Origin of the sequence: Zobellia uliginosa, assembly GCF_018860745.1 — a bacterium.
In the GTDB taxonomy this organism is placed as follows: Bacteria; Bacteroidota; Bacteroidia; order Flavobacteriales; family Flavobacteriaceae; genus Zobellia; species Zobellia uliginosa_B.
Window position 1 is genome coordinate 64,365 of sequence record NZ_JAHKPY010000006.1, and the last position, 22,496, is coordinate 86,860.

Sequence of the window (22,496 nt, forward strand, 5' to 3'; positions counted from 1 at the left end):
CAACTATTAATATACCCATTTACCTTAGTATGAGACCAAAAAAAACACCGCTAATTACTTAGCAGTGCTTTTTTATATACGTAAAGTATATACTTACTTTTTTTCAGGAGTGTTTAACTTTTTGCTCATTTCCATTGAAATGGCAGAACGATCAAACTTTAATTTACCGGCCATGGTTTCTAATATGCAAGAAAAATCATTATCGTTAAGATCCATAATTTTACCATGCAAACCACTTTTAGTAATTACCCTATCGCCTCTTTTTAATTCAGCTGCGAATTTTTTTTCGTCCTTCTGACGTTTCATCTGCGGACGTATCATAAAGAAATACGCAACCACAAAAATCAATATCATTGGAAGAAACTGTCCTATATCACCCATGTTTTTAGTGTCTGATCCGTTATTATTTTGTTGGTCCTACTGGAGCAGCTCCTTTAGGATTAACAAACGCTTTAATACGTAATTGCTCAGTACCTTTTTCCGTATTGGCATTTACCGTAATAGTTTTAGTTACTTGGTTCTGTCCCGAACCGTTAAATTTAACGACCAATTCTCCTGTGTCACCTGGTGCAATAGGGTCTTTTGGTGGATTTGGAACAGTACAACCACAAGAACTAGTGGCATTGGTAATAATTAAAGGTGCATTACCCGTATTTGTAAAGGTGAAAATAGTTTCTTGAGGCGTACCTTGCTCAATAGTACCAAAGTCATGCTCAGCTTTTTCAAACTCCATCACGGGAATTTGTTTACCGGCCTCATCGCGTACAGCCGCTTCTGTAACATTGTCTGATTTTACTTTGCTTGACGCATTTTCTTTACAGGAAACGAACGCCAAAAGCGCACATATACTTAATGCAAAAATTGTTTTTCTCATATCTCTAACTTTAATTTAGGGTAAAATTAATCAATTATTTTAAATCAGCCCCCTACCCATTTTGTTAAGCTTCCCTTCTTTTTTGTAATCCTTAACCAAGTTATCTAAAATACCATTGATAAAAATACTGCTCTTTGGGGTAGAATACTCTTTGGCTATCTCTAAAAACTCGTTTATAGTAACTTTTTCTGGAATGGACGGAAAGTTCAGAAGTTCACAAATAGCCATTTTTAGAAGAATGGAATCCATATCTGCAATACGGTCTTTATCCCAATTAGGTGTTTTACCTTCAATCTCCTTAGTTAGTTCTGCGTCTTTCAACAATGTTTTTCTAAGTAATTTTTGGGCAAACTCCATGTCTTCTTTGTCTTTCAACAAACGAGGCAAAAAGAAAGAAGTAGATTGATCGTTCTTTACTTTTTTGAACATTTTTAAAATAAACGTATTTACAATAGGAATATCATCTACCCAAGTAAGGTTACTATCTTCAAAATAATCATAAATCTTTTCATCGGGAGCGATAACCTCTTTGAACAACGTAATGATAAAATCTTTGTCCTGTGCGTAGGTACTGCCTTCCTTTGACATATAATCTTGGTAGGTAGAACTTGCAATAATATTATTATAAATAATTTTTACATACTCTTCGTTCAAATACCAATTATCTAGTTTCCGTTTTTTGAGCTCAGCTAACAACGGCTCATTGTGTACTAATTGAAGTAGTAACTTATTATTTACAAATTTTGCCTGATCAGGAAACGTATCGGATGCTGTGGCCAAATATTTTTTTGAGGAAATTCTTAGTTGGTCAGATCCTCTTTTCTGAATCTCAATAATCAAACTCAGCATTAGAAGATAAAGCGTATACATATTGTCTATGCTAAACCGTAGAAATTTTTCTTGCTTCTCTAAAGATTCGTCTTTAGATTGGGTAATTGCATAAATACATTGCATTACTTTTACCCGTATATGTCTTCGTGTTAGCATTTTAAAGAACTTTTTTGGAATAGTATTGGTTTGACTTTCACGTGGCAAAAATAAGAATAAAGCCCAAAAGACTACTATACAAACCGATGAAACAATAAGCAGTTTTTACTTTCACGCATCACCATCTCCGCAACGCCTTGTTTTTAAGGCCCTTGAGACTTTATCAAATATAAAATCTTACCGTAAATTTAACTTCTAGGACATGTTAAATTGATTTTTGAACAATTAACGAATCCCCAACATCTTATGCTATTTATAACATATGATTAATACCCAAACCGTTATCTTTGACCAATTAAATCTAGCCTTAGCTTATAGCTTTCATGAAGGAACTTGCCCACCTAAATAAGTACTTTAAAAAATATTGGTCAAAACTATTGACCGGATTATTCATAACCATTATTGCACGCGTACTGCAATTGGTCATGCCTAGGTACGTGAAAGAATCTATAAATGTTATTGAAAACTTTATGGATGGTACCGTTGAAGAATCTGCCGCCAAAGGACTTCTTCTTGAATATATTTTAATCATTGTAGGTGCCGCACTCTTATCCGGATTCTTTACTTTTCTTATGCGCCAGACCATAATAAACGTTTCAAGATACATTGAGTATGACCTTAAAAATGAAATATTTGACCACTATCAATTCTTAAGTCTAAGCTTCTACAAGAAAAATAGAACCGGAGATTTAATGAATCGTATTAGTGAAGATGTAAATCAGGTGCGCATGTATGCAGGACCGGCTTTAATGTACGGTATCAATACCATTACTTTATTTGCCTGTATTATACCAATAATGTTCATGACCGCTCCCAAGCTGGCGGCATATACTTTAATACCATTACCTATCTTATCTGTACTTATTTATTACATAAGCAAAGTAATTCATGAGCGCAGTACCATTGTACAGCAATATCTTTCTACACTATCAACCTTTACGCAAGAAGTTTTTTCTGGAGTTTCCGTTATCAAGGCTTATGCTTTGGAACCGCAGACCAATAATGATTTAAGTTCCCTAGCTTTAGAGGGCAAAGATAAGAGCATGGATTTAGCCAAAGTTAACGCATGGTTTTTTCCGTTGATGATTTTATTGATAGGCATTAGTAACATTTTCGTTATTTATATAGGTGGAAAACAATACATAAATGGCGAAATAGAATCTTCTGGTGTAATTGCTGAATTTGTTCTTTATGTAAATATGCTTACGTGGCCAGTGGCAATTATAGGTTGGCTAACATCAATTGTACAGCGTGCGGAAGCCTCTCAAAAACGTATTAATGAGTTTCTGAAAGAAACACCGGATATTAAAAATACAGTTTTAGAAGAAACTCCCATCAAAGGAAAAATAGAGTTTAAAGATGTAACCTTTACTTATGAGGATACGGAAATTACCGCGCTAAAAAATATCTCATTTACCATTAATGAAGGAGAAACAGTTGCTATATTAGGCAAGACAGGCTCAGGAAAATCTACCATTTTAGATTTAATTGCCAGATTGTACGATGTAACCTCCGGAGAAATATTAATAGACGGCACACCTATTAAGGAATTGAATATCGTTAGTTTGCGCGAGGCCATTGGTGCAGTTCCTCAAGATGCCTTCCTTTTTTCGGACTCTATAAAGAACAATATTAAGTTCGGTAAGGAAAACGCAACGGATGAGGAAGTTATAGAGGCTGCTAAGAACGCTGTTGTAGACGAAAACATCAAAGGCTTTCAAAAAGGATATAAAACTGTTTTAGGCGAAAGGGGAATTACCCTTAGTGGTGGGCAAAAGCAAAGAGTGTCCATTGCCAGAGCTTTATTAAAAAAACCAGAGGTATATCTTTTTGATGATTGTTTATCTGCAGTAGATACAGAAACCGAAGAAGAAATTTTAAACAATCTAAAAAAAGCCTCCAAAAACCGCACCACACTAATCGTTAGCCATAGAGTATCATCTGCTAAAAATGCAGACAAAGTACTGGTTCTTTCGGACGGTGAACTTCTCCAAGAAGGTAACCATACTGATTTAAACAGCGTTGAAGGATATTACAAAGATTTGTACTACACGCAACTGTCAGAGAAAGAAAACTAAAAAATTGTTGCCGCATTGGCTTTTTTTTTACATTTTTGAAAGATTAACAACTATTAACTACACTATACACGCGATGAACGAAAAAGATTCAATGGACCAGGAGGAAATTCATTCCAAAGTTTTACGGGCGGGTAGACGCACGTATTTCTTTGATGTACGAAGTACCAAGGCAGGCGATTATTATTTGACCATTACGGAGAGCAAAAAATTTACTCATGATGATGGCTCTTTTCATTACAAAAAGCACAAAATTTATCTTTATAAAGAAGATTTTGAAGCCTTTAAGGAAAATGTAGAGGAGATGATGAATTTCATAATTGATGAAAAAGGCTCTGAAGTTATCTCTGAACGTCACCAAAAAGACTTTAAGAAAGAAGAGGAAGTTAGTACGAACGGAGAATTAAAATCTACCGAAACAGAGAGCTTTACAGATGTTAGTTTTGATGATATTTAAAAACTAATCTTACAATAATTAAACGACCCTTTCGGGTCGTTTTTTGTTTTAACACGTTGTAGTTTTGACGCCAAAATTAATTGCTACGAACATATATCCAATTGTAAAATAATAATAATAGAACAACTAATAATCCTACAAGCGCATTACTGAACATAGCAACAATGGCAAATATAAATGCATAGTAAATAGGGTAAGCCAGTAATGCAAAACCAAACCTAAGTGTTCCCATAAATTCCGGTTCCCAAACCTTAGGTCTAGCCCACTTACGCCATAATAGGAGTAACGGAAAATTTAGAACCGTGAATACGAAAGTTGCCAAACTCCCAAAAAAATTTTTGTTCTCAACGGCAGGAGTAACACTCACAGAAGAATCAACAGTTTTAATTATTTTATTGGTTTCAAAAGGGTTTAGATAATCAACATCCAATGCATCTAACTGTCCAATAATAGTATCATAATTTTTTTCGTCCTCAATATGGGTCGTTAAGTGCTTAAGTCGTTTAGAGACCATGCCTTTTACTCTGTTCACAGAACCCTGTACATCGTTTATATCATACAGTGTATTTACCAAAATACTTTTATCATAATAAATAGCGACTCTATCCGGAAACCCAGAATTACTCTTATAATTTAAGCCTACGGGAACAATATGAATTTCAGTATCCGGCAATCTATTAACTGCATTGAATAAGATGCGTGTGAACCCTTTGCTTAATGGTCTAACCCTACGTTTAATATTATGGTTTGCCTCGGGAAACATCAAAATAGAATGTCCTTTTCCAAAAATTTCCGCGCATTGATCAAATACCGCTTGGTTATTTTTTAACGCTTCCCTTCCATCCCTGATCCTGTATATAGGGATCATTCTTAAGTATGCAAAAAACTTTTTTAGAGTCGGCTTGGTAAATACATCGGACCGTGTTAAAAAGAAAGGTTTACGATTGCACTTTACACCAATTAAAAGTACGTCTAGAAGTGCACTTTGGTGATTGGGTAAAAATAGTACCGGTTTATCCTTTGGTACATTTTCCAACCCCGAAACTTGAATTTTTCCGTAGTAAAAATACAATCCGGTCTTAATCCAGGTTTTCAATAATTGATAGCCTATATTTTTCAAGTCAGTGTTTCGGTTTTAATAGGTTTATATCCCCAGAATGCAGCTAGCAAAAGACCCGAGACCAAATGCCAAATTCCCCAAAAAGCAGCCAATAGCGCCATTCCGCCAAGTCCATCAAAAAAGGAAAAAATTAAGAGCAAGCCCAATCCGGAGTTTTGAATTCCTGTTTCTATGGTTATAGAACGCACATTCTTTTTAGAAAGGCCCATAAGTTCGGCAAACGAAAATCCTGTCAAAAATGCCAAAACATTATGTAGAACAACAATCCAAAATACATATATAATATATTCGTAAAAGACCGCTCTATTATTAAACAATGCCAAAAATACCAATACTATAAAAAAGACCAAGGAAACTACTTTAAGAACTTTGCCCATTTTTTTTGCAAAGTTTGGCTTAAGATGATTTACATAAATCCCTAAAACCAAAGGGAGACCTAACAAAAGAGAAACGAGTTGAATCATTTCCCAAGGGGAAAGAGCCACTTGTTTTAAAATCTGCTGTGCAGGCAAATATAAATTACCCCAAAATTGAAGGTTTAAAGGCGTAAAGAAAACGCAAAGCAGAGTGGCAGCCGCGGTGAGGCTTACAGACAAAGCCGTATTTCCTTGGGCTAAATGCGATATAAAATTAGAAACATTGCCTCCTGGACAAGCTGCAACCATAATCATCCCCAAAGCAACACTTGGTATTGGTTCAATAAGCCATACCAATAGATAAGTAATTAATGGTAATAGGAAAAACTGACTAAAAAGACCTACGAAAATTGGTTTAGGTCGTTGAAAAAGACCCTTGAAATCTGATATAGAAATTTCCAGGGCAATACCGAACATCACTAAAGCCAGTGAAATATTCAACACCCATTGCGCCTGTGCATCAAAGTTAAGAGATACGTTATCTAGTAAGTTTTCGGTCAATCAATTATGATATTTTCAGTCCGTTATCAACTGTGGCTTTTGGCTGCAGAAGCTCTACATCTTTTCCTTTAACGGCGCCCAATATAAGACATTCACTCATGAAATTAGCAATTTGCTTTTTAGGAAAGTTTACAACGGCTACAACCTGTGTCCCCAAAAGTTGTTCTTTGGTATACAAGGTGGTGACTTGGGCAGAGGTCTTCTTTACCCCTATTTCCTCACCAAAATCAATATGAAGCTGATAAGCAGGATTACGAGCCTCTGGAAAATCATTAGCCTTTATGACCGTTCCAACGCGCATATCTATCTTTGCAAAATCTTGCCAATTTATAGTTTCCTCCATACTATTCTTTTCGGATTTAAATCTTTTTACGAAATATGAAGGTAAAAATAGATTATGGTTTGACAAAGGTGCGTAAAATACTTTTTATAACTTTATACATTAAATACATATAAAAATGGCAAGAACTCCCAGTAATATGCTTCCTCTAGGCACTCTGGCTCCGGACTTTAATTTATTGGACACTCAGACCAATCAACAAGTGGAGCTTAGTGATTTAAAAGGCAAAAAGGGAACGGTGATTGCCTTTATTTGCAATCATTGTCCCTTTGTAATTCATATAAACCCCCAATTTGCAAAGTTGGCAAAAGAATATCAATCCAAAGAAATAGGTTTTATTGCCATTTCTAGTAATGATGTTGAAAACTATCCTCAAGATGCGCCACACCTAATGAAGAAAATTGCAGAAGAACAAAACTACAGCTTTCCCTACCTATACGACGAAACGCAAGAAACGGCCAAAAACTATGACGCGGCCTGTACTCCTGATTTTTATTTATTCGATTCAGATCTAAAACTGGTATATCGCGGTCAGCTAGATGACTCCAGACCAGGAAACGAAATTCCCGTAACTGGAAAAGATTTAAGAAATGCCCTTGATGCCCTAATTGAGAATAAAAGTATTAGTAATCTTCAAAAGCCAAGTATTGGCTGTAACATTAAGTGGAAAATATGATAAAAGGATTTAGAAAACGGACTTTAGGCTTTACCACCCCTTTCTCTCAATTAAATTAAAGATTTGGGCAAAATGATGCCTCCCGTGCCAAGCATATGTTCCAATATTCTGGTCTAGGGGCACTTGTTCATTATTACTTGGATGGGTAAAAGTTTTTTTAAGTTGAGCATTGGACAGTCCCTTTAACAAAAAGACCAACTTTCCATGAACCGCTTTTAAATGATCCAAAGAAAGCTGAATAGGTGCGGTTTTCGTATCAAAAAGTTCCGCCCAGCCTTTCTCATCATACGCTTTTATGATAGGATTATCTTCTGTAAGCGCCCATTTAAAGCGAATATAGCTATTGTGGTGGCTATCTGCAATATGATGTACGGTCTGTCTTACCGTCCATCCACCAGGTCTATAAGGAGTTTCCAATTGCTCCTCAGTTAAGTCTTTAACCATAATTTCAAGTTCTCTGGGAAGAAGCTCTAAAACATGTATCCATTCATGAATTTGCTCATGGGTTATTTGCTCTGGTATTTCAAATTTACCTATAGGGTACTTTAACTGTTCCAATTCCTCGTTTTCCATACGTTAAAAATAGGAAACTTTAATACATTTTTAACCATAAACTTAAGGTTGTCTTTGAGTAATCTACTAATTTTATAGGATAATTTTTTTACCTAAAAAAACATAACACATGGCAACAATACGATTGGGCGATAAGGCCCCGAATTTTACAGCGGACAGTTCTATAGGCGAAATAAATCTTTATGATTATTTAGGAGATAGTTGGGGAATTCTTTTTTCGCACCCAGCAGATTTTACTCCTGTTTGTACCACAGAATTAGGTACCGCAGCTCAATTTAAGGGTGAATTTGATAAGCGAAACGTTAAAATGATAGCGTTAAGCGTTGATGGTGCTGCGTCACATAAAGAATGGATAAAGGATATTAACGAGGTTCAGCATACAAACGTAGAATTTCCGATTATAGCAGACGAAGACAGAAAAGTATCTGATCTGTATGATATGATTCACCCAAAAGCGGATAATACCCTTACCGTACGTTCTGTATTTATCATTGCACCAGACAGAACGGTAAAATTGATGTTGACCTACCCTGCTTCTACGGGTCGTAATTTTTACGAGCTTCTACGTGTTATAGATTCTTTGCAACTTACAGCTAATCATAAGGTAGCAACACCAGCTAACTGGAAAAATGGAGAAGATGTAGTTGTTAGTCCAGCAATTTCTACAGAAGATGCCAAAACAATCTTTACTAAAGGAGTTAAGGAAGTAAAGCCTTATTTACGTATGACGCCAGACCCTGCTTCATAAAGTTTTTTTAATACTTAAAAATCCATCTATTTTTAAAGAATAGATGGATTTTTTATTTCAAATAATTTCCTACAATTTAAAATAGATATTGTAAGCAATTGCAACATTATTTTTTCTGAAAATTGCAATTAATTATATAACTTAGCTATGAAGAACAATCTGTAAAAAACTCAAACGAAAGCTGTTAGGTACGCAGAGAATTCTTCTTATAACCCTTAGTTAAAGTAAAGATAACTTAGTAAAAATCATTGGTTTAATTTTTTATAGTTATCTTTGCGGCATAATTTAATTTAATTTTTTTGTATTATGAGTAAAGGAACAGTAAAATTCTTCAATGATTCCAAAGGTTACGGATTTATCACTGAAGATGGTTCAAGCGAAGATCACTTTGTACACATTTCTGGTTTAATCGATGAAATTCGTGAAGGTGACGTTGTAGAATTTGAGCTACAACAAGGTAAAAAAGGACTGAACGCGGTAAATGTGAAAGTAGTTGACTAAGAAAGACGCAAAAACTTTTTTTATACAAAAGCCCTGTTACCTATGGTAACAGGGCTTTTTTTCTTTTACATACGTAAGTAGACATTGTTTTGTCGTATTTTTCATACATTTGTTTTGAAGTTTTTAACGCAACCCTTTTACTTTTTACGCGTCTAGTTAAAGACTAGGTTTTCCCCGATTAACCAAACAATAGAATATGCTTACTTTTTTTGGTATTATTTTCGTTTTGCTGGTAGTAAATATTGTTTTACTCCTTCTGAGTACAGATAGAGCAAAGAAAACTCGATAAACAATAGAATCGGGTAGATTGTTTGATTTGCTTGCTGAGTGGCCCTACACTGCTCTGCCATTCCTCTTTTTGTTTATTTTGAAACTAATTTAGACTGCACAACAGCTGGTACTGCGTGTTCCTTCTAAAAGTATTTAGAATATAGAACACTCTCAAAGAACAGTAAAAAACATGATTTATATAAAAAAGCCTTGACATTACTGCCAAGGCTTTCATTATATTCTTAAAAGCGTACACGCACTCTTTTTATTTTACCCCCATAAGTTCAACATCAAACAATAATGTAGCATCTGGCGGAATAACACCACCTGCACCTGCACTACCATAAGCTAAATTAGAAGGAATTACCAATCTGGCTTTATCCCCTACTTTTAAAAGTTGAATACCTTCATCCCAACCCGGAATAACCTGACCAACTCCTAACTGAAAATCAATTGGTTGATTACGTTTATAAGAAGAATCAAAAACTTGACCGTTCAATAAAGAACCTTCATAATGAACTGATACCGTCTGACCCTTTTCAGCCTGTGCACCGTCTCCATTTTGGATCATTTTATATCTTAAACCACTTTCCGTTTCATCAAAGCCAGCAGCAATTTTATCCAATTCTGCAGATTGCTTTGCTTTTTCTTCGGCAAGACGCGCTTCTTTAGAACTTTTAAACGTTGCAAAGCTCTCTAGTGCATCCCATTTTTGGGCCTCGTCACCTACACGAACAATCTCAACACTATTTATTTTATCGCCTTGAGCAATAGCGTCAACAACTTCTTGACCACTTTCTACTTTGCCAAAAACAGTATGCTTATTATCTAACCACGGCGTTGGCACATGGGTAATAAAGAACTGGCTTCCGTTTGTACCAGGACCCGCATTTGCCATAGAAAGAACACCTGGCTCAGAGTGGTTAAGATCTGGATGAAATTCATCATCAAACTTGTAACCGGCATCACCAGTACCTGTTCCTTGCGGGCATCCGCCCTGTACCATAAAATCAGGAATTACCCTGTGGAACTTTAACCCATCATAATAAGGCTCTCCTGCAGCTTTTGCAGAATTTTCTTGTTTTCCTTCGGCAAGGGCAACAAAGTTACCTACCGTACCCGGAGTTTTATCATGGGTAAGTTTAACTAATATCTCACCTTTATCCGTATTGAATTTTGCGTAGATTCCGTCTTGCATTTTTCATTTTTTTAATGAGCGGCAAAGATATGCAAATTTGTTCATAAATCTGTGGCTCAAACCTTAGGTTCTATGAATTCCAAACGCATCTTTTTTACGTGAAAAACATCTATTTATTGCAAGATGGAAAAGAAGATTGCCTGGCTTCTTTGCATTACTTTACAATTCCATATTTATCAAACAAATAGATTAAACTGGCCATGCTAGCTGCACCTAACTCTAATTCACGCTCATTAACATGCTCAAATGTATCGTTCTCCGCATGGTGGTGTACAAAATAACGTTGTGAATCCGGTCTTAGACCTGCTAGCACCATGTCATCATTTTTCAACGGTCTTATATCCGCTCCACTATATCCTTTTTCGAAAAGGTGAATGTAATACGGCTCAAAAAGTGATTTCCAGCTATGTACTTGTTTTAGGTTTTCATCAGAACAGTCAAAAGAAAATCCGCGTGGTGTAAAACCCCCGGCATCACTTTCCAAAGCAAAAACATGGTTCTCCTTTTGTTCGTCCGCCACCTCGGCATATTTATTTCCACCTCTTAGTCCATTTTCCTCATTCATGAACAACACTGCACGAATAGTTCTCTTAGGCTTATATCCGGTAGTTTTCAAAAGTCTAAGTACATCCATGCTCTGTACACACCCTGCTCCATCATCATGCGAGCCATCTCCCAAATCCCAAGAATCCAAATGCCCTCCTACAACCATAATCTCGTTTGGAAACTCGCTGCCTTTAATTTCCCCAATAACGTTAAAAGAATCCACGTCATTAAACTGTTTGCAATTCTGCTTGAAATAAAATTGAATATCTGCATTTAACTTTAGCGTAGTACTCAATAGCTCCGCTCCATTTGTACTTATAGCTGCTGCCGGAATGCGTTTTGACACGGGAAGATCTCCATAGCTCATAGAACCTGTATGCGGATAATCATCCAATCTTAAATTCATTGACCTTACAATTACTCCTACCGCACCATATTTAGCAGCCTCGTCTGCACCGGAATACCTCTGATCTACACATCCCGAATATGCCGCAAACGTGCTTATCAAGGTTGCGTCCATCGGTCTATTGTAAAAAACGATCTTGCCTTCTATTTTATCCTTTCCCAATTTCTCTAACTCCTCAATACCCTGAACTTCTACTATACCTGCCTTTACCCCTGTAATAGGAGTTGCTACAGAACCGCCAAGTGCACAAATAGGAACGTTGGTGGATAAGCCCGGACTGGTTTCAAAATAAGCGAATTCCGGTGTACCCCGGACCCATTTAGGGACTTTTACAGGTTGTAACCAAACACGATCAAGACCTAAAGAGTCCAGTTGTCCTTTAGTATACTCCACAGCTTGTTGTGCCTGAACGCTACCAGACAATCTACCTCCTATTTGATTGGAAAGATAGTTTAGCCAGTCATAGGCTTTACTATCCGTAAGTGCCAAGTCATATATTTTTTTTAACTGTTGCTCATCTTCGTTTTGAGCGTAGCCTTGAACACTAAGACCTATGCCTAACAAGAGCAGGATTACTTTCTTCATTCTTTTTCTTTTTCCAGTTGTTCTTTGTAAAGTTCCAAATTTGCCTTTATCTTATCATCTAGCTCAGGCTCTTTAATGTCTTTATATTTTTTTAGTTCTTCAAGCAAAACAGAAGCTACAATTACTCTTGCCGCCTTTTTATTATCAGAAGGCACTACATACCAAGGCGCATGCGGTTTTGATGTTTCATTAATTGCATCTTGATAACATTCTTGGTAGGTATCCCAAAGTTTTCTTTCCTTAAGATCCCCGGGTGAAAATTTCCAATTCTTACGTTTTAACTCCAGCCTTCTAATTAGCCGCAAACGCTGTTCTTCTTTTGAAAGGTGCAGAAAAAACTTAAAGATAATGGTACCGTTTTCAGCAATATGACGCTCAAAATTATTGATTTGCTCAAAGCGTTTATTCCAAAATTCCTGGTCAATATCATCTACAGAATGAATACCTGGAATATGCTCTCCTAAAATATATTCCGGATGAACACGAGTTACCAATACGTTTTCATAATGAGTTCTATTAAAAACACCAAATTTACCTTTGGCAGGCAGTGCAATGTAGTGCCTCCACAAAAAATCATGCCCCAACTCTAATTTGGTGGGCACTTTAAAGCTATGGACCACAACACCACGGGCATTAAAATCTTTGAATACCTCACGAACAAGACTATCCTTTCCCGCACTATCCATTCCTTGCAAGCAAATTAGAACACTATACTTCGCATGGGCATATAAGGTATCTTGGAAATCGCCAAGCTCTACACGAATTTTTTCCAGGTCTTTTTTAAGTTGTTTATCTGTGGCTCCAAAATCTTCTCTTGTAGCACATTTTGATAAGTCGATGTCCTTATCGACCCTAAATGATGATATTTCTTTTCCGTACATAGGTTGAATATAAAACTATTTTGTCGTTGAACGGTTGCGAATGTTAAAAAAAATGACCGTTTAGCAACAGAATCTTCCGGTTCATCCAAAATACTTCCTAGGGGATACCATCTATCGAAAAAACTACCTCTTAACGACTTGACGTGCTTAACTTTACATTGTAATAATCCCAAATTTTACAGCAGAAAAACTTACTTTATGAAGTTACTTTACTTTATATTATCTCTATTCGTATTTACATCTTCTTCCTCTTTTGGGGCAAGTCAGGATTGCGATTACGCAAATTCTAATATTGGTTATGTAAAAAGTCAAACTAAAAAAGCTCTTTCTATGAAAGACTTGCAAATGACCCGTTTTTACACGTTTAAAGCTTTGACCGCATTAGAAAAATCAAAAAAACAAATTGAGGATTGTGGTTGTGAATATGCAACCGATAGTACTGTGGAAAATATAGAATACTTAAAAAATGCTACCCGTGCCACCTCACTTGCAGGTACCCGAATTTTACTTAACAAAGCCCTTAAATTCAGTGTTGAAAGTTTAGAAGCTATTGCCAATCATCATGAACATGATAGTATATATGGTTCTGATAACTTGATTATGAACGTAGATAATTCTGAAGCACCAACCACTATGGCTTTTCTTGACAATGTAAAAATCAGAAAAAAAATAGATGCATCTCTGGCCAAATATAAAAACTCTTTAGATAAGGTTATTAATACCGTAGATTGCGCTAAAGCAAGAGATTTTGCTCAAAATATCTATGAAAACTGTGAGCAAGAGTTATTAGATCCCAATTTATCCGAAAGTAAAAAATACTACAATTTAAAGACCAAGGAAATTACTGAGACAGCTTTAGAACGTTTAGGTTCCTGCGGTAGAAAGTAGAATTTATAAAAAAGCCTATTCTTTTTTCTCTATAAGAATACTACAGTTTATTTACTAGCAAATAGCTTTACATCTTCTTCCGCTACCTCTTTTCCTCCTAGTATGATTAAACGCTCTACTACATTCCTTAGCTCTCTTATATTACCGGTCCAATCATAGCTCTTTAAAAGTTTAACAGCCTTTGCAGAAAATGTCTTGGGAACTATTCCTTGTTCCGAAGCTATTTTTTTGGCAAAGTGTTCTATTAGTAAAGGTATATCATCGCGCCTATCGTTCAGTGCTGGTACCTGAATTAATATAACCGCCAATCTATGATATAAATCTTCCCGGAAGTTACCTTCCTCTATTTCCTTTTTAAGGTTCTTATTCGTTGCAGCTATAACCCGTACATCTACTTTGATATCCTTATCCGTGCCTACTCTTGAAATCTTACTTTCCTGAAGTGCCCTAAGCACCTTTGCTTGAGCGGACAGACTCATGTCACCAATCTCATCAAGAAAAATTGTGCCTTTATTAGCAGCCTCAAACTTACCTGCACGATCCCGTACAGCAGATGTAAAAGCTCCTTTAACATGACCAAAAAGTTCACTTTCGATTAGTTCCGATGGGATAGCTGCGCAGTTTACCTCTATAAAAGGAGCCTTACTACGCTGGCTTTTTTCATGTACCCAATGCGCCACCAACTCCTTACCTGTTCCATTAGAACCGGTAATAAGCACACGCGCGTCCGTAGGGGCCACTTTTTCTATCATATCCTTAATAACCGTGATTTCTTCACTATCACCTATCATCTCATAATTCTTACTCACCTTTTTCTTTAAAACCTTATTCTCTACTACCAACACTTTGCGATCTACCGCATTGCGTACTGTAGTTAAAAGCCTATTGAGGTCTGGTGGCTTTGATATATAATCAAAAGCACCTAGTCTCATAGTATTTACTGCGGTATCCAAATCTCCGTGACCTGAAATCATTATAAAAGGAATTTCCGGCTTTATTTTACGAGCGGCTTCAAGGACCTCTACACCGTCCATCTTTGGCATTTTTATATCGCAAAGCACCAAATCGTAATCATTATTTTTAACGGCCTCCAGCCCTTTAAGACCGTCCTCCGCTTCCTCTAGCTGATAGCTATCGCTTTCTTCAGAAAGAATCTTGACCAGTACACGTCTAATTGCTGATTCGTCTTCAATTACCAATATTTTAGGCATAGTATCTAAATTTTAAAGTCCTATTCTAAATCCTGTTCTAAAGTAGAAACTAGGATTATCGTTTAATGTAAAAATATCATTTCTATCCTCATCCCTCAAAACGCCATCTTGAAATACTGTATGACCGGCGTACGCATAAAGAAACGTACTGGATGCCAATTTAAACTGATATCCTACCGTGACCAGTGCTGCAGATGACGATACGGAAGAAGCACTTATAGTATTTGGTAGTACAATATTATTCTGCAAATTAACATAATAGCCATCAAAAATGAACTCCGTTTGAAATTGATGTCTTTCTTTAAGATGATATTTCATCCCGGTCTTGGGGATACCTACAACAAAACTCCAGTTTCTGTGAAAACGTTGTTCATAGTAAAAAATAGGTATCGGTATGCGTAATGCTACCGTTGAATTATAGGCAAGACCCAAAACCAAAATACTAGGTTTTGAAACTTTCTTCTTTTCCTTCAGAAAACCTATTGTGGAGTTTACGGAGAAATCTCCATTTTCTAAGGGGTTTGTTAATGTTGATGACAAACGCGGGGTAACTACACCTATAAATCGCCAATTAGGATTAAATTTCCAGACGTAAGCCAAATTTAAATCTACGATATGAAATTGCTTTAATCCGGCACTACTAAAAGGTAGTTCTTTCTTTAAATGATATGCCAACCGATTGTATTCTGCTCCTAAGACCAAATTATTGGAGTCCTTTATTGTAATGGGTACGTTCACCAGAAGTTTCATTCGGGACAATTCCGCATCCGAACCATTTTTTGGCATCATCATATATTCTGCCCTTACTACATCTGGAGTTTGGCTTAGACCTAAAAAAGACCCTATAAGAAAAAAGACAGTACAGGCAATAAATTTTCTGCTATTCACCTTAATTCGCTTCGATATTATTGGCATTACTGTCTTGAAACGGTTTTTGGTGAATAATATGTATATCTCTTTGCGGAAAAGGTATAGAAATATTGTTCTTTCTAAATTCTGCATCTAATTTATAACGCATTTCACTCTTAATTTTGGGTACATTAAAACTATCTAGTGTATAAAAATTCATGCTAAACAGAAGTGCTGAATCTCCAAAATCCTCAAAAATCACAAATGGCTTAGGACTTTTTAATATCCCATTTTGGCCATCTGCAATGCTCTCTAAAATTTTGGTTGCCATAACAACATCGCTACCGTATGCAATTCCGATTTTTACTTGCTCTCTTGTGGTTTTATGGTTTTGGGTATAGTTATAAATTATATCACTAATAAATTTGTGATTGGGAATAATAATTACCTTATCATCTCTTGTTATAGCCCTGGTCGTTCTAAGTTTGATTTCAAAAACCTTGCCTACCTTATTATCCACTTCAATAATATCACCTACATGAAGTGATTTGTCAATAATAATAAATATACCTCCTATAACATCTTGAAAGAGTTCCTGGAGTGCTAAGCCAAGCCCAACGAAAAGTGCTGCAGAAGCCGTTAGAAGTAATGTTATGTCAATTCCTGCCGCACTCATCGTTAAGAGAATGACGACCATATACACTACATATCTAATAAATTTAAAGACACTAATGAACTTTAGTTTATCCTCTGCTTCCATGCGCTGCGTCAAAAGTATCCGCAACCATTTTAATACAAATCCAGTAAGCAAGAATACTACGGTAACGAGCAACAAAAGACCAATAGTAATATTTATGGAATTTTCACCTTCTCCATATCTAAGTCCCAGATTAAGAAATTCCTTGATCCCTCCCCAAATATCTTCTTCTATAATTTCTTCTACCTTACTTTGCGTGTCTTGAATCATGATCAATACCTTAACCACTTGAACAACTCCTTATACGTTGGCTTCTTACCATACATAAGAATACCTACCCTATAAATTTTTGCCGCTAGCCATACGATACCTATAAAAGTAACGATTAAAAGGATAATAGACGTAACCAATTCCCATACTGGAACACCACCTTCTCCTATACCTCCGGGAAGACGCATGAGCATAACAATAGGCGAGGTTAATGGGAACAAGGAAAAACCAACTGCTATAGGTCCGTGGGGATTACTAAAAACAGAAAAGAACCCCACGTATATAGCTAACATCAAGGGTAAAATAATAGGGAAAATAAATTGTTGCGTATCTGTTTCATTATCTACAGCAGCTCCTATTGCCGCATAAATTGAGCTGTAAATAAGATAACCCAAAATAAAATATACAAGAAAAAAGGTAATGAGCATACCCCATGGAATCTTAAAAAGTTCTTGAGCGTATAATTGCATCGTATGATCAACAGATGGTAAACCAGGCCCTATATTAGGTGTTATTGCGGCACCGGAATTCATTGCCACCGGATCAATATCAAATACAGCAAACGATATAAGAAGCAGAAGACTTGCGGAAACAATCCAAATTGCAAATTGGGTTATGCCTGCCAAAGATGTACCTATAATTTTGCCCAACATAAGTTGAAAAGGTTTTACCGAAGAAATAATTACTTCAATAATTCGACTGGTTTTTTCCTCTATGACGCTTCTCATAACAAAGCCACCATAGATGATTATAAACATCATTATGAGATAGCCAAAACCGCCACCAATAAAAGCCTTTATCTCATTTATACCCTTTAGGTTGGTCTCCCCCGAATAGGTTGCGGTATTCATTTCAAAATGAGTATCCATCTTTGCGAAATCTTCAGCACTTATACCCATTTCTTGTAAACGCTCCTGTCTTAATCGTTCTTGAAAAGTATTCTCAAGACGTTCCACCACTTGCGTAGGCGGGGCATCTTTGGAATAGAAAAACGAATGTGACGTTACCGTTCTTAAATCAGAGTCTTGAGGAATATACAGAAGCCCATCAAAGCCTAAACCGGCAACCGAGTCCTTTGCCTCTTCTAGAGTAACATCTTTAAAATCTACAAAAGTTGTGGTTCCACTAGGCACGAAATCATTTGAAAAAAATTTACTCTCGTTCAATATACCGATAACCCGAGATTCATTATCGTTCACCTTGGCTAAATAGGCTACCAAAATAACCATGGCAACCATGAGAATAGGACTTAAAAATGTCATTATTACGAAGGACTTATTCCGCACCTTGGCCAAATACTCCCTTTTTATAATAAGTGGTAGTTTATTCATTTACACCTTTGCTTTTGCTTTGTACCGCTTGTATAAAAATATCACTTGTAGACGGAATGGTCTCAACAAAGTGATTAATGTTAGCTTTTGAAGAAAGATAGGTCAATATTTCACGAGAATCGTTTGTAGGCAATTGTAGTGTTAGGTTCAACTGATTTTCTACAGAATCAAATTGAGAGGTATTGATCGTAAACTTATCTGTGAGTCCCTTTAAAAGTATGTCACCATTGTTCGTTTCCAATCCAACTTTAAAAATGTTATTTTTATACGCTTTCTTAATCTCGGATAATCTACCATCCAATATTTTTTCGGAGCGATGTATTAGTGCAATATATTCACAAAGTTCCTCTACGGATTCCATCCTATGGGTAGAAAATATTATAGAAGTTCCGTTCTCCTTTAACTTAAGAATCTCCTCTTTTATAATGTTGGCATTAATAGGGTCAAATCCACTAAAGGGCTCATCAAATATCAAGAGTTTTGGCTCGTGTAATACAGTTACAATAAACTGTATTTTTTGCGCCATACCTTTGGAAAGTTCTTGAATTTTTTTGTTCCACCAATCTCCTATTTCTAAACGTTCGAACCAAAATTTGAGTCTTTTTTTTGCTTCAGCCTTAGATAGGCCTTTCAATTGTGCAAGATATAAGGCTTGCTCTCCCACCTTCATGCTTTTATACAGCCCTCTTTCTTCTGGCAAGTACCCAATTTGGGCAATGTGCTCCGCTTTTAGCGGTTCTCCATCAAACAAAACCTCACCCTTGTCAGGGTATGTAATTTGATTAATAATTCTAATGAGAGTAGTCTTCCCGGCACCGTTAGGGCCTAGAAGACCGTAAATACTATTTTTAGGAATCTCTAAAGAAACTTTATTAAGAGCTGTATAATCCCCAAATTGTTTGGTGACCTCCTTAGTGACCAAAATATTGTTCATGCAAGCAATTTTGTCAAAGATAGTTTTTTGTCTTCACAAGACATTACCAATGTCCCTAAAAACAAAACCCACCCTTAAGTAAATCAAGGATGGGAAAAAAATTGCTATGAAAAAGAAAATTAATATTGGTAATCCAATATTAAACCAAATATACGTTTTTTATTTAAAACGCATTCAATGGTGGTTATGAGAACATATCCTTTACTTTTTCAAAGAAAGACTTATCAGATTTCTCAGGTTTTGGTTCAAAATTTTCATTGTTCTGCATTCTTTCAAAGAACTCTTTTTGTTCTTTGTTCAACTCCTTTGGAGTCCAAACGTTTACGTGAACCAATAGGTCTCCACTACCGTAACCATTTAGGCTTGATATACCTTTACCTCTTAATCTTAAAATTTTACCAGATTGAATTCCGGATTCCAATTTTATACGAACTTTTCCACTAACGGCATCAATCTCTTTAGATGTTCCTAGAACTGCCTCAGAAAAACTTATGTACAAATCATAATGAAGGTTATCTCCTTCACGTTTTAGAGTCTCATGGTCTAACGTCTCAATAGCCACCAATAAATCGCCTGGTACTCCGTTACCTGGCGCATCATTACCTTTATTGGGAACCTTTAACTGCATACCATCCTCTACCCCGGCCGGAATATTAATAGCAACCGTTTCCTCGGAGACTTTAAGTCCTTGAGCATCTGCATCACTAGGTTTCTTATCCAAAATCTGGCCACTGCCACCACAAGTACTACAGGTAGCTGCAGTTTGCATACGGCCAAGAATTGTATTGGTAATCTTGGTAACCTGACCAGCACCTCCGCAGGTTCCGCATGTTTTATAAGTAACACCGCTTGCCTGAATTTTTCTTTTGACCTTTATTTTCTTCTCTACTCCATTAGCAACTTCTTCTAGGGTTAATTTTACGCGAATACGCAAATTGCTTCCTTTAACCCTACGTTGACCGCCGCCAAAGCCGCCGCCGCCGAAACCACCAAAACCACCCCCGCCACCGCCGAAAGCGCTGCCGAAAATGTCTCCGAACTGACTGAAGATATCATCCATGTTCATTCCGCCGCCACCAAAACCGCCAGAACCGTCAAAAGCGCCATGTCCAAACTGGTCATAACGTGCTTTTTTGTCAGGATTGCTCAAAACCTCATATGCTTCTGCAGATTTCTTGAACAATTCTTCAGCCTTGGTATCGCCAGGGTTTTTATCCGGGTGATGCTCCAATGCTTTTTTTCGATAGGCCTTTTTTATTTCCGCTGCGCTGGCACTTTTACTAATGCCAAGTACTTCATAATAATCTTCCTTCATCCTTGATTTTTAGTTTCCTACAACCACTTTAGGGTGACGAATAATTCTATCACCAAGTTTAAATCCTTTTTCAACGACATCGACAATCTTGCCTTTCAGTTTTTTATTTGGTGCCGGTATTTGCGTAATAGCCTCGTGCAAATCAGCATCAAAAGCATCTCCTGGCTCTGCATGCACCTCTTCTAATCCTTTTGATTTCAAGGTTTCGCGGAACTTAACTCTAATCAACTCTACCCCTTTGAACATTTCTTTGTCCTCAGACTTGGCCATCTCTTTTAAAGCACGCTCAAAATCATCCAAAACCGGTAACATGGAAACCATGATTTCCTGTCCGGCAGTTTTGAATAACTCTACCCGTTCTTTTGAAGTTCTTCTTTTAAAGTTCTCGAACTCAGCAAACAACCGAAGAAATTTATCTTTTTCCTTCGCAAGGTCTTCCCTTAGCTGTTCTTCTACACTTAGTTCTTCTTGCTCTATATTGCCCTCAGACGTTGCTTCAGCTTGGTCCTTGTCCAATACTTCGTCAATGTCTTCTGTATTTTGTTTATCGCTCATTTGTGATACAATTTGAATTCTCGTGATTAGGTTGGCAAAAGTACTGCCATTTCTTTAAAAATGTCAAAATGTCATTAAAAAAGAAAGTACATTCTGTCTCTTTATACTTGTCCAACGGTAATCTGCCAACTTATAAAATGTACTGCATAAAAAAACACCTGCAAATTGCAGGTGTTCCACATGTTTCCTTTTTTTTAAAATCAATCTATGAAATGTACTCTTTAGAAAGCGTACCTATACCAGGCGTGTCAGAACATTCAGAACCCTTATACAGAGATTCTAGAGCTACGCAGACATTAGGAAAGATAAAATTAAAACCTTCTTCTTCAATTTTCTTACAACTTACTCGCTGGCTAGCGAATAATAGATAGGACATTTTACCTAAAATCATTTGCATTGCAAACTTGGGTATATTGGGCAGTACCAAAGGTCTTTCCAGAACTTTGGCTATCTCCTTAACAAGTTTGTTATTTGTAACAGGATTTGGACCTACACCATTATATACTCCTTCTAGACCGTATGCTAGGACAAACATAAAAATACGTGCTAAATCTGCAATATGCACCCAAGACTGCCACTGTTGGCCGCTACCGAATGCAGCACCTACATAATTCTTAACCGGTTTTGCCATCTCTGGAAGCGCACCTCCCTTGCAGGACATTACCAAACCTATTCTAACTTTGGCTACCTTAAAATCAAAACTTTTGAATTTATCCGTTTCCTTTTCCCAAACCTCTACCACTTCTCCCAAAAAACTATCATCTACAGCAGTTTCACTTTCCGTATAGAACTTGCTCAAAGAATTAGGATATCTACCAGTTGCAGAAGCAGAAACAAAAGAGGTGATTTTACTAGTGTCTACTTTTGAAAGTGCATCATGTAAGGTACGTAAGGAATTAACCCTACTAGAAATTATTACCTTTCTATAACTAGAGGTCCATCTTTTGGAAATGGTAGCTCCCGCTAAATTAATAATCGCGGAAACCCCGTCAAAACAATCCAAATCGATTTCGGCTTTGTCCGGATTCCAATAATAACCTTGAAAGTTGGGCTCTGAAGTAATTTTACTTTTACTGGTGGTAAGATAGTTTACAGCAATATTCTTCTTGTGACATTGCTCTACAATTGCACTGCCTACCAGACCTGTTGCCCCTGTAATCAGTATTCTCATACTTCAAAGATATGGGATTTGTAAACCACCTGACTATCATTTAATTCCGATTTAACACTAATGAGCGCTTATATGTTAAGAAACACCGTTATGACGCTTCTTATTAACTTTTCCTTAGCAC

General features: G+C 36.6%; 24 protein-coding genes. 6 read left to right on the plus strand and 18 right to left on the minus strand.

Annotated elements, in window-relative coordinates; all coding sequences use genetic code 11:
* Positions 1-93 precede the first annotated feature (93 nt).
* Genes yajC through nusB form a run of 3 tightly spaced genes read right to left on the minus strand, consistent with a single transcriptional unit; the run spans position 94 to position 1,861 of the window.
* Positions 94-381, minus strand: coding sequence for a preprotein translocase subunit YajC (gene yajC / locus KO521_RS10235; RefSeq protein WP_215939828.1), 288 nt, complete (start codon positions 379-381; stop codon positions 94-96).
* Positions 382-403: 22 nt separating this feature from the next.
* Entirely contained in the window at positions 404-874 is a 471-nt protein-coding gene (locus KO521_RS10240; RefSeq protein WP_215939829.1) for a DUF1573 domain-containing protein, read from the minus strand.
* Between the two features lie 39 nt (positions 875-913).
* The gene (gene nusB / locus KO521_RS10245) at positions 914-1,861 is read right to left on the minus strand and encodes a transcription antitermination factor NusB (protein WP_215939830.1); all 948 of its coding nucleotides are present in this window, start codon (positions 1,859-1,861) and stop codon (positions 914-916) included.
* 323 nt (positions 1,862-2,184) lie between these two features.
* On the opposite strand from nusB, the gene KO521_RS10250 reads away from it, so the two are divergent.
* Together KO521_RS10250 and KO521_RS10255 are read left to right on the plus strand one after the other, a co-directional pair.
* Entirely contained in the window at positions 2,185-3,939 is a 1,755-nt protein-coding gene (locus KO521_RS10250; RefSeq protein ID WP_215939831.1) for an ABC transporter ATP-binding protein, read from the plus strand.
* Between the two features lie 73 nt (positions 3,940-4,012).
* Positions 4,013-4,393, plus strand: coding sequence for a PUR family DNA/RNA-binding protein (locus KO521_RS10255; protein WP_215939832.1), 381 nt, complete (start codon positions 4,013-4,015; stop codon positions 4,391-4,393).
* Positions 4,394-4,469: 76 nt separating this feature from the next.
* Here KO521_RS10255 and KO521_RS10260 read toward each other — a convergent pair whose 3' ends face one another.
* Genes KO521_RS10260 through KO521_RS10270 form a run of 3 tightly spaced genes read right to left on the minus strand, consistent with a single transcriptional unit; the run spans position 4,470 to position 6,773 of the window.
* Entirely contained in the window at positions 4,470-5,513 is a 1,044-nt protein-coding gene (locus KO521_RS10260; protein WP_215939833.1) for a 1-acyl-sn-glycerol-3-phosphate acyltransferase, read from the minus strand.
* Positions 5,510-6,430, minus strand: a complete 921-nt coding sequence (locus tag KO521_RS10265) for a bile acid:sodium symporter family protein (protein WP_215939834.1) — start codon at positions 6,428-6,430, stop codon at positions 5,510-5,512. Before KO521_RS10265 ends, KO521_RS10260 begins: the two co-directional genes overlap by 4 nt.
* A 4-nt stretch (positions 6,431-6,434) precedes the next feature.
* Positions 6,435-6,773, minus strand: coding sequence for a tRNA-binding protein (locus KO521_RS10270; protein ID WP_215939835.1), 339 nt, complete (start codon positions 6,771-6,773; stop codon positions 6,435-6,437).
* 115 nt (positions 6,774-6,888) lie between these two features.
* Between KO521_RS10270 and KO521_RS10275 the strand changes: the two genes are divergently transcribed.
* Positions 6,889-7,446, plus strand: a complete 558-nt coding sequence (locus KO521_RS10275) for a thioredoxin family protein (RefSeq protein ID WP_215939836.1) — start codon at positions 6,889-6,891, stop codon at positions 7,444-7,446.
* A 30-nt stretch (positions 7,447-7,476) separates the two neighbouring features.
* Here the strand turns inward: KO521_RS10275 and KO521_RS10280 are convergent, their stop codons facing one another.
* Positions 7,477-8,019 (minus strand): YfiT family bacillithiol transferase, encoded by a 543-nt coding sequence (locus tag KO521_RS10280; protein WP_215939837.1) that lies wholly within the window; start codon positions 8,017-8,019, stop codon positions 7,477-7,479.
* Between the two features lie 109 nt (positions 8,020-8,128).
* Between KO521_RS10280 and KO521_RS10285 the strand changes: the two genes are divergently transcribed.
* Both KO521_RS10285 and KO521_RS10290 read left to right on the plus strand, forming a co-directional pair.
* Positions 8,129-8,767 (plus strand): peroxiredoxin, encoded by a 639-nt coding sequence (locus KO521_RS10285; protein WP_215939838.1) that lies wholly within the window; start codon positions 8,129-8,131, stop codon positions 8,765-8,767.
* Positions 8,768-9,073: 306 nt separating this feature from the next.
* Entirely contained in the window at positions 9,074-9,268 is a 195-nt protein-coding gene (locus KO521_RS10290) for a cold-shock protein (protein WP_013994176.1), read from the plus strand.
* 535 nt (positions 9,269-9,803) lie between these two features.
* Here KO521_RS10290 and KO521_RS10295 read toward each other — a convergent pair.
* From KO521_RS10295 to KO521_RS10305, 3 genes are all read right to left on the minus strand, one after another.
* Positions 9,804-10,736, minus strand: a complete 933-nt coding sequence (locus KO521_RS10295; protein ID WP_215939839.1) for a peptidylprolyl isomerase — start codon at positions 10,734-10,736, stop codon at positions 9,804-9,806.
* A 154-nt stretch (positions 10,737-10,890) separates the two neighbouring features.
* Entirely contained in the window at positions 10,891-12,273 is a 1,383-nt protein-coding gene (locus KO521_RS10300; protein ID WP_215939840.1) for a M28 family peptidase, read from the minus strand.
* Positions 12,270-13,154, minus strand: a complete 885-nt coding sequence (locus tag KO521_RS10305; protein ID WP_215939841.1) for a PPK2 family polyphosphate kinase — start codon at positions 13,152-13,154, stop codon at positions 12,270-12,272. The genes KO521_RS10300 and KO521_RS10305 overlap by 4 nt, the downstream gene beginning before the upstream one ends.
* A 198-nt stretch (positions 13,155-13,352) precedes the next feature.
* Between KO521_RS10305 and KO521_RS10310 the strand changes: the two genes are divergently transcribed.
* Positions 13,353-14,042 (plus strand): hypothetical protein, encoded by a 690-nt coding sequence (locus tag KO521_RS10310; RefSeq protein ID WP_215939842.1) that lies wholly within the window; start codon positions 13,353-13,355, stop codon positions 14,040-14,042.
* Positions 14,043-14,089: 47 nt separating this feature from the next.
* Here the strand turns inward: KO521_RS10310 and KO521_RS10315 are convergent, their stop codons facing one another.
* The 8 genes from KO521_RS10315 to KO521_RS10350 all read right to left on the minus strand — a co-directional run bounded on the left by KO521_RS10315 (position 14,090) and on the right by KO521_RS10350 (position 22,375).
* Positions 14,090-15,253, minus strand: coding sequence for a sigma-54-dependent transcriptional regulator (locus tag KO521_RS10315; protein WP_215939843.1), 1,164 nt, complete (start codon positions 15,251-15,253; stop codon positions 14,090-14,092).
* A gap of 12 nt (positions 15,254-15,265) precedes the next feature.
* Positions 15,266-16,141: a DUF6268 family outer membrane beta-barrel protein gene (locus tag KO521_RS10320; RefSeq protein WP_215939844.1), complete on the minus strand. Its 876-nt coding sequence runs from the start codon at positions 16,139-16,141 to the stop codon at positions 15,266-15,268.
* Position 16,142: 1 nt separating this feature from the next.
* Positions 16,143-17,069 carry a mechanosensitive ion channel family protein gene (locus KO521_RS10325; RefSeq protein WP_215939845.1) on the minus strand — a complete coding sequence of 309 codons (927 nt, stop codon included), beginning with the start codon at positions 17,067-17,069 and terminating at the stop codon, positions 16,143-16,145.
* A gap of 2 nt (positions 17,070-17,071) precedes the next feature.
* Complete coding sequence (locus tag KO521_RS10330; protein WP_215939846.1) at positions 17,072-18,400, minus strand: ABC transporter permease; 1,329 nt, start codon at positions 18,398-18,400, stop codon at positions 17,072-17,074.
* Positions 18,393-19,334, minus strand: coding sequence for an ABC transporter ATP-binding protein (locus KO521_RS10335; RefSeq protein ID WP_215939847.1), 942 nt, complete (start codon positions 19,332-19,334; stop codon positions 18,393-18,395). The genes KO521_RS10330 and KO521_RS10335 overlap by 8 nt, the downstream gene beginning before the upstream one ends.
* Positions 19,335-19,518: 184 nt before the next feature.
* Positions 19,519-20,649, minus strand: a complete 1,131-nt coding sequence (gene dnaJ, locus KO521_RS10340) for a molecular chaperone DnaJ (protein WP_215939848.1) — start codon at positions 20,647-20,649, stop codon at positions 19,519-19,521.
* 9 nt (positions 20,650-20,658) lie between these two features.
* Positions 20,659-21,204: a nucleotide exchange factor GrpE gene (locus KO521_RS10345; RefSeq protein ID WP_215939849.1), complete on the minus strand. Its 546-nt coding sequence runs from the start codon at positions 21,202-21,204 to the stop codon at positions 20,659-20,661.
* Positions 21,205-21,409: 205 nt separating this feature from the next.
* Positions 21,410-22,375 carry a TIGR01777 family oxidoreductase gene (locus tag KO521_RS10350; RefSeq protein ID WP_215939850.1) on the minus strand — a complete coding sequence of 322 codons (966 nt, stop codon included), beginning with the start codon at positions 22,373-22,375 and terminating at the stop codon, positions 21,410-21,412.
* Positions 22,376-22,496: the final 121 nt, after the last annotated feature.

Coding starts and splice junctions, on each gene's coding strand:
- yajC (WP_215939828.1), bottom strand. CDS start 381: ATGGGTGATATAGGACAGTTTCTTCCAATGATATTGATTTTTGTGGTT.
- KO521_RS10240 (WP_215939829.1), bottom strand. CDS start 874: ATGAGAAAAACAATTTTTGCATTAAGTATATGTGCGCTTTTGGCGTTC.
- nusB (WP_215939830.1), bottom strand. CDS start 1,861: ATGCTAACACGAAGACATATACGGGTAAAAGTAATGCAATGTATTTAT.
- KO521_RS10250 (WP_215939831.1), top strand. CDS start 2,185: ATGAAGGAACTTGCCCACCTAAATAAGTACTTTAAAAAATATTGGTCA.
- KO521_RS10255 (WP_215939832.1), top strand. CDS start 4,013: ATGAACGAAAAAGATTCAATGGACCAGGAGGAAATTCATTCCAAAGTT.
- KO521_RS10270 (WP_215939835.1), bottom strand. CDS start 6,773: ATGGAGGAAACTATAAATTGGCAAGATTTTGCAAAGATAGATATGCGC.
- KO521_RS10275 (WP_215939836.1), top strand. CDS start 6,889: ATGGCAAGAACTCCCAGTAATATGCTTCCTCTAGGCACTCTGGCTCCG.
- KO521_RS10280 (WP_215939837.1), bottom strand. CDS start 8,019: ATGGAAAACGAGGAATTGGAACAGTTAAAGTACCCTATAGGTAAATTT.
- KO521_RS10285 (WP_215939838.1), top strand. CDS start 8,129: ATGGCAACAATACGATTGGGCGATAAGGCCCCGAATTTTACAGCGGAC.
- KO521_RS10290 (WP_013994176.1), top strand. CDS start 9,074: ATGAGTAAAGGAACAGTAAAATTCTTCAATGATTCCAAAGGTTACGGA.
- KO521_RS10295 (WP_215939839.1), bottom strand. CDS start 10,736: ATGCAAGACGGAATCTACGCAAAATTCAATACGGATAAAGGTGAGATA.
- KO521_RS10300 (WP_215939840.1), bottom strand. CDS start 12,273: ATGAAGAAAGTAATCCTGCTCTTGTTAGGCATAGGTCTTAGTGTTCAA.
- KO521_RS10305 (WP_215939841.1), bottom strand. CDS start 13,154: ATGTACGGAAAAGAAATATCATCATTTAGGGTCGATAAGGACATCGAC.
- KO521_RS10310 (WP_215939842.1), top strand. CDS start 13,353: ATGAAGTTACTTTACTTTATATTATCTCTATTCGTATTTACATCTTCT.
- KO521_RS10315 (WP_215939843.1), bottom strand. CDS start 15,253: ATGCCTAAAATATTGGTAATTGAAGACGAATCAGCAATTAGACGTGTA.
- KO521_RS10325 (WP_215939845.1), bottom strand. CDS start 17,069: ATGATTCAAGACACGCAAAGTAAGGTAGAAGAAATTATAGAAGAAGAT.
- KO521_RS10330 (WP_215939846.1), bottom strand. CDS start 18,400: ATGAATAAACTACCACTTATTATAAAAAGGGAGTATTTGGCCAAGGTG.
- KO521_RS10335 (WP_215939847.1), bottom strand. CDS start 19,334: ATGAACAATATTTTGGTCACTAAGGAGGTCACCAAACAATTTGGGGAT.
- dnaJ (WP_215939848.1), bottom strand. CDS start 20,649: ATGAAGGAAGATTATTATGAAGTACTTGGCATTAGTAAAAGTGCCAGC.
- KO521_RS10345 (WP_215939849.1), bottom strand. CDS start 21,204: ATGAGCGATAAACAAAATACAGAAGACATTGACGAAGTATTGGACAAG.
- KO521_RS10350 (WP_215939850.1), bottom strand. CDS start 22,375: ATGAGAATACTGATTACAGGGGCAACAGGTCTGGTAGGCAGTGCAATT.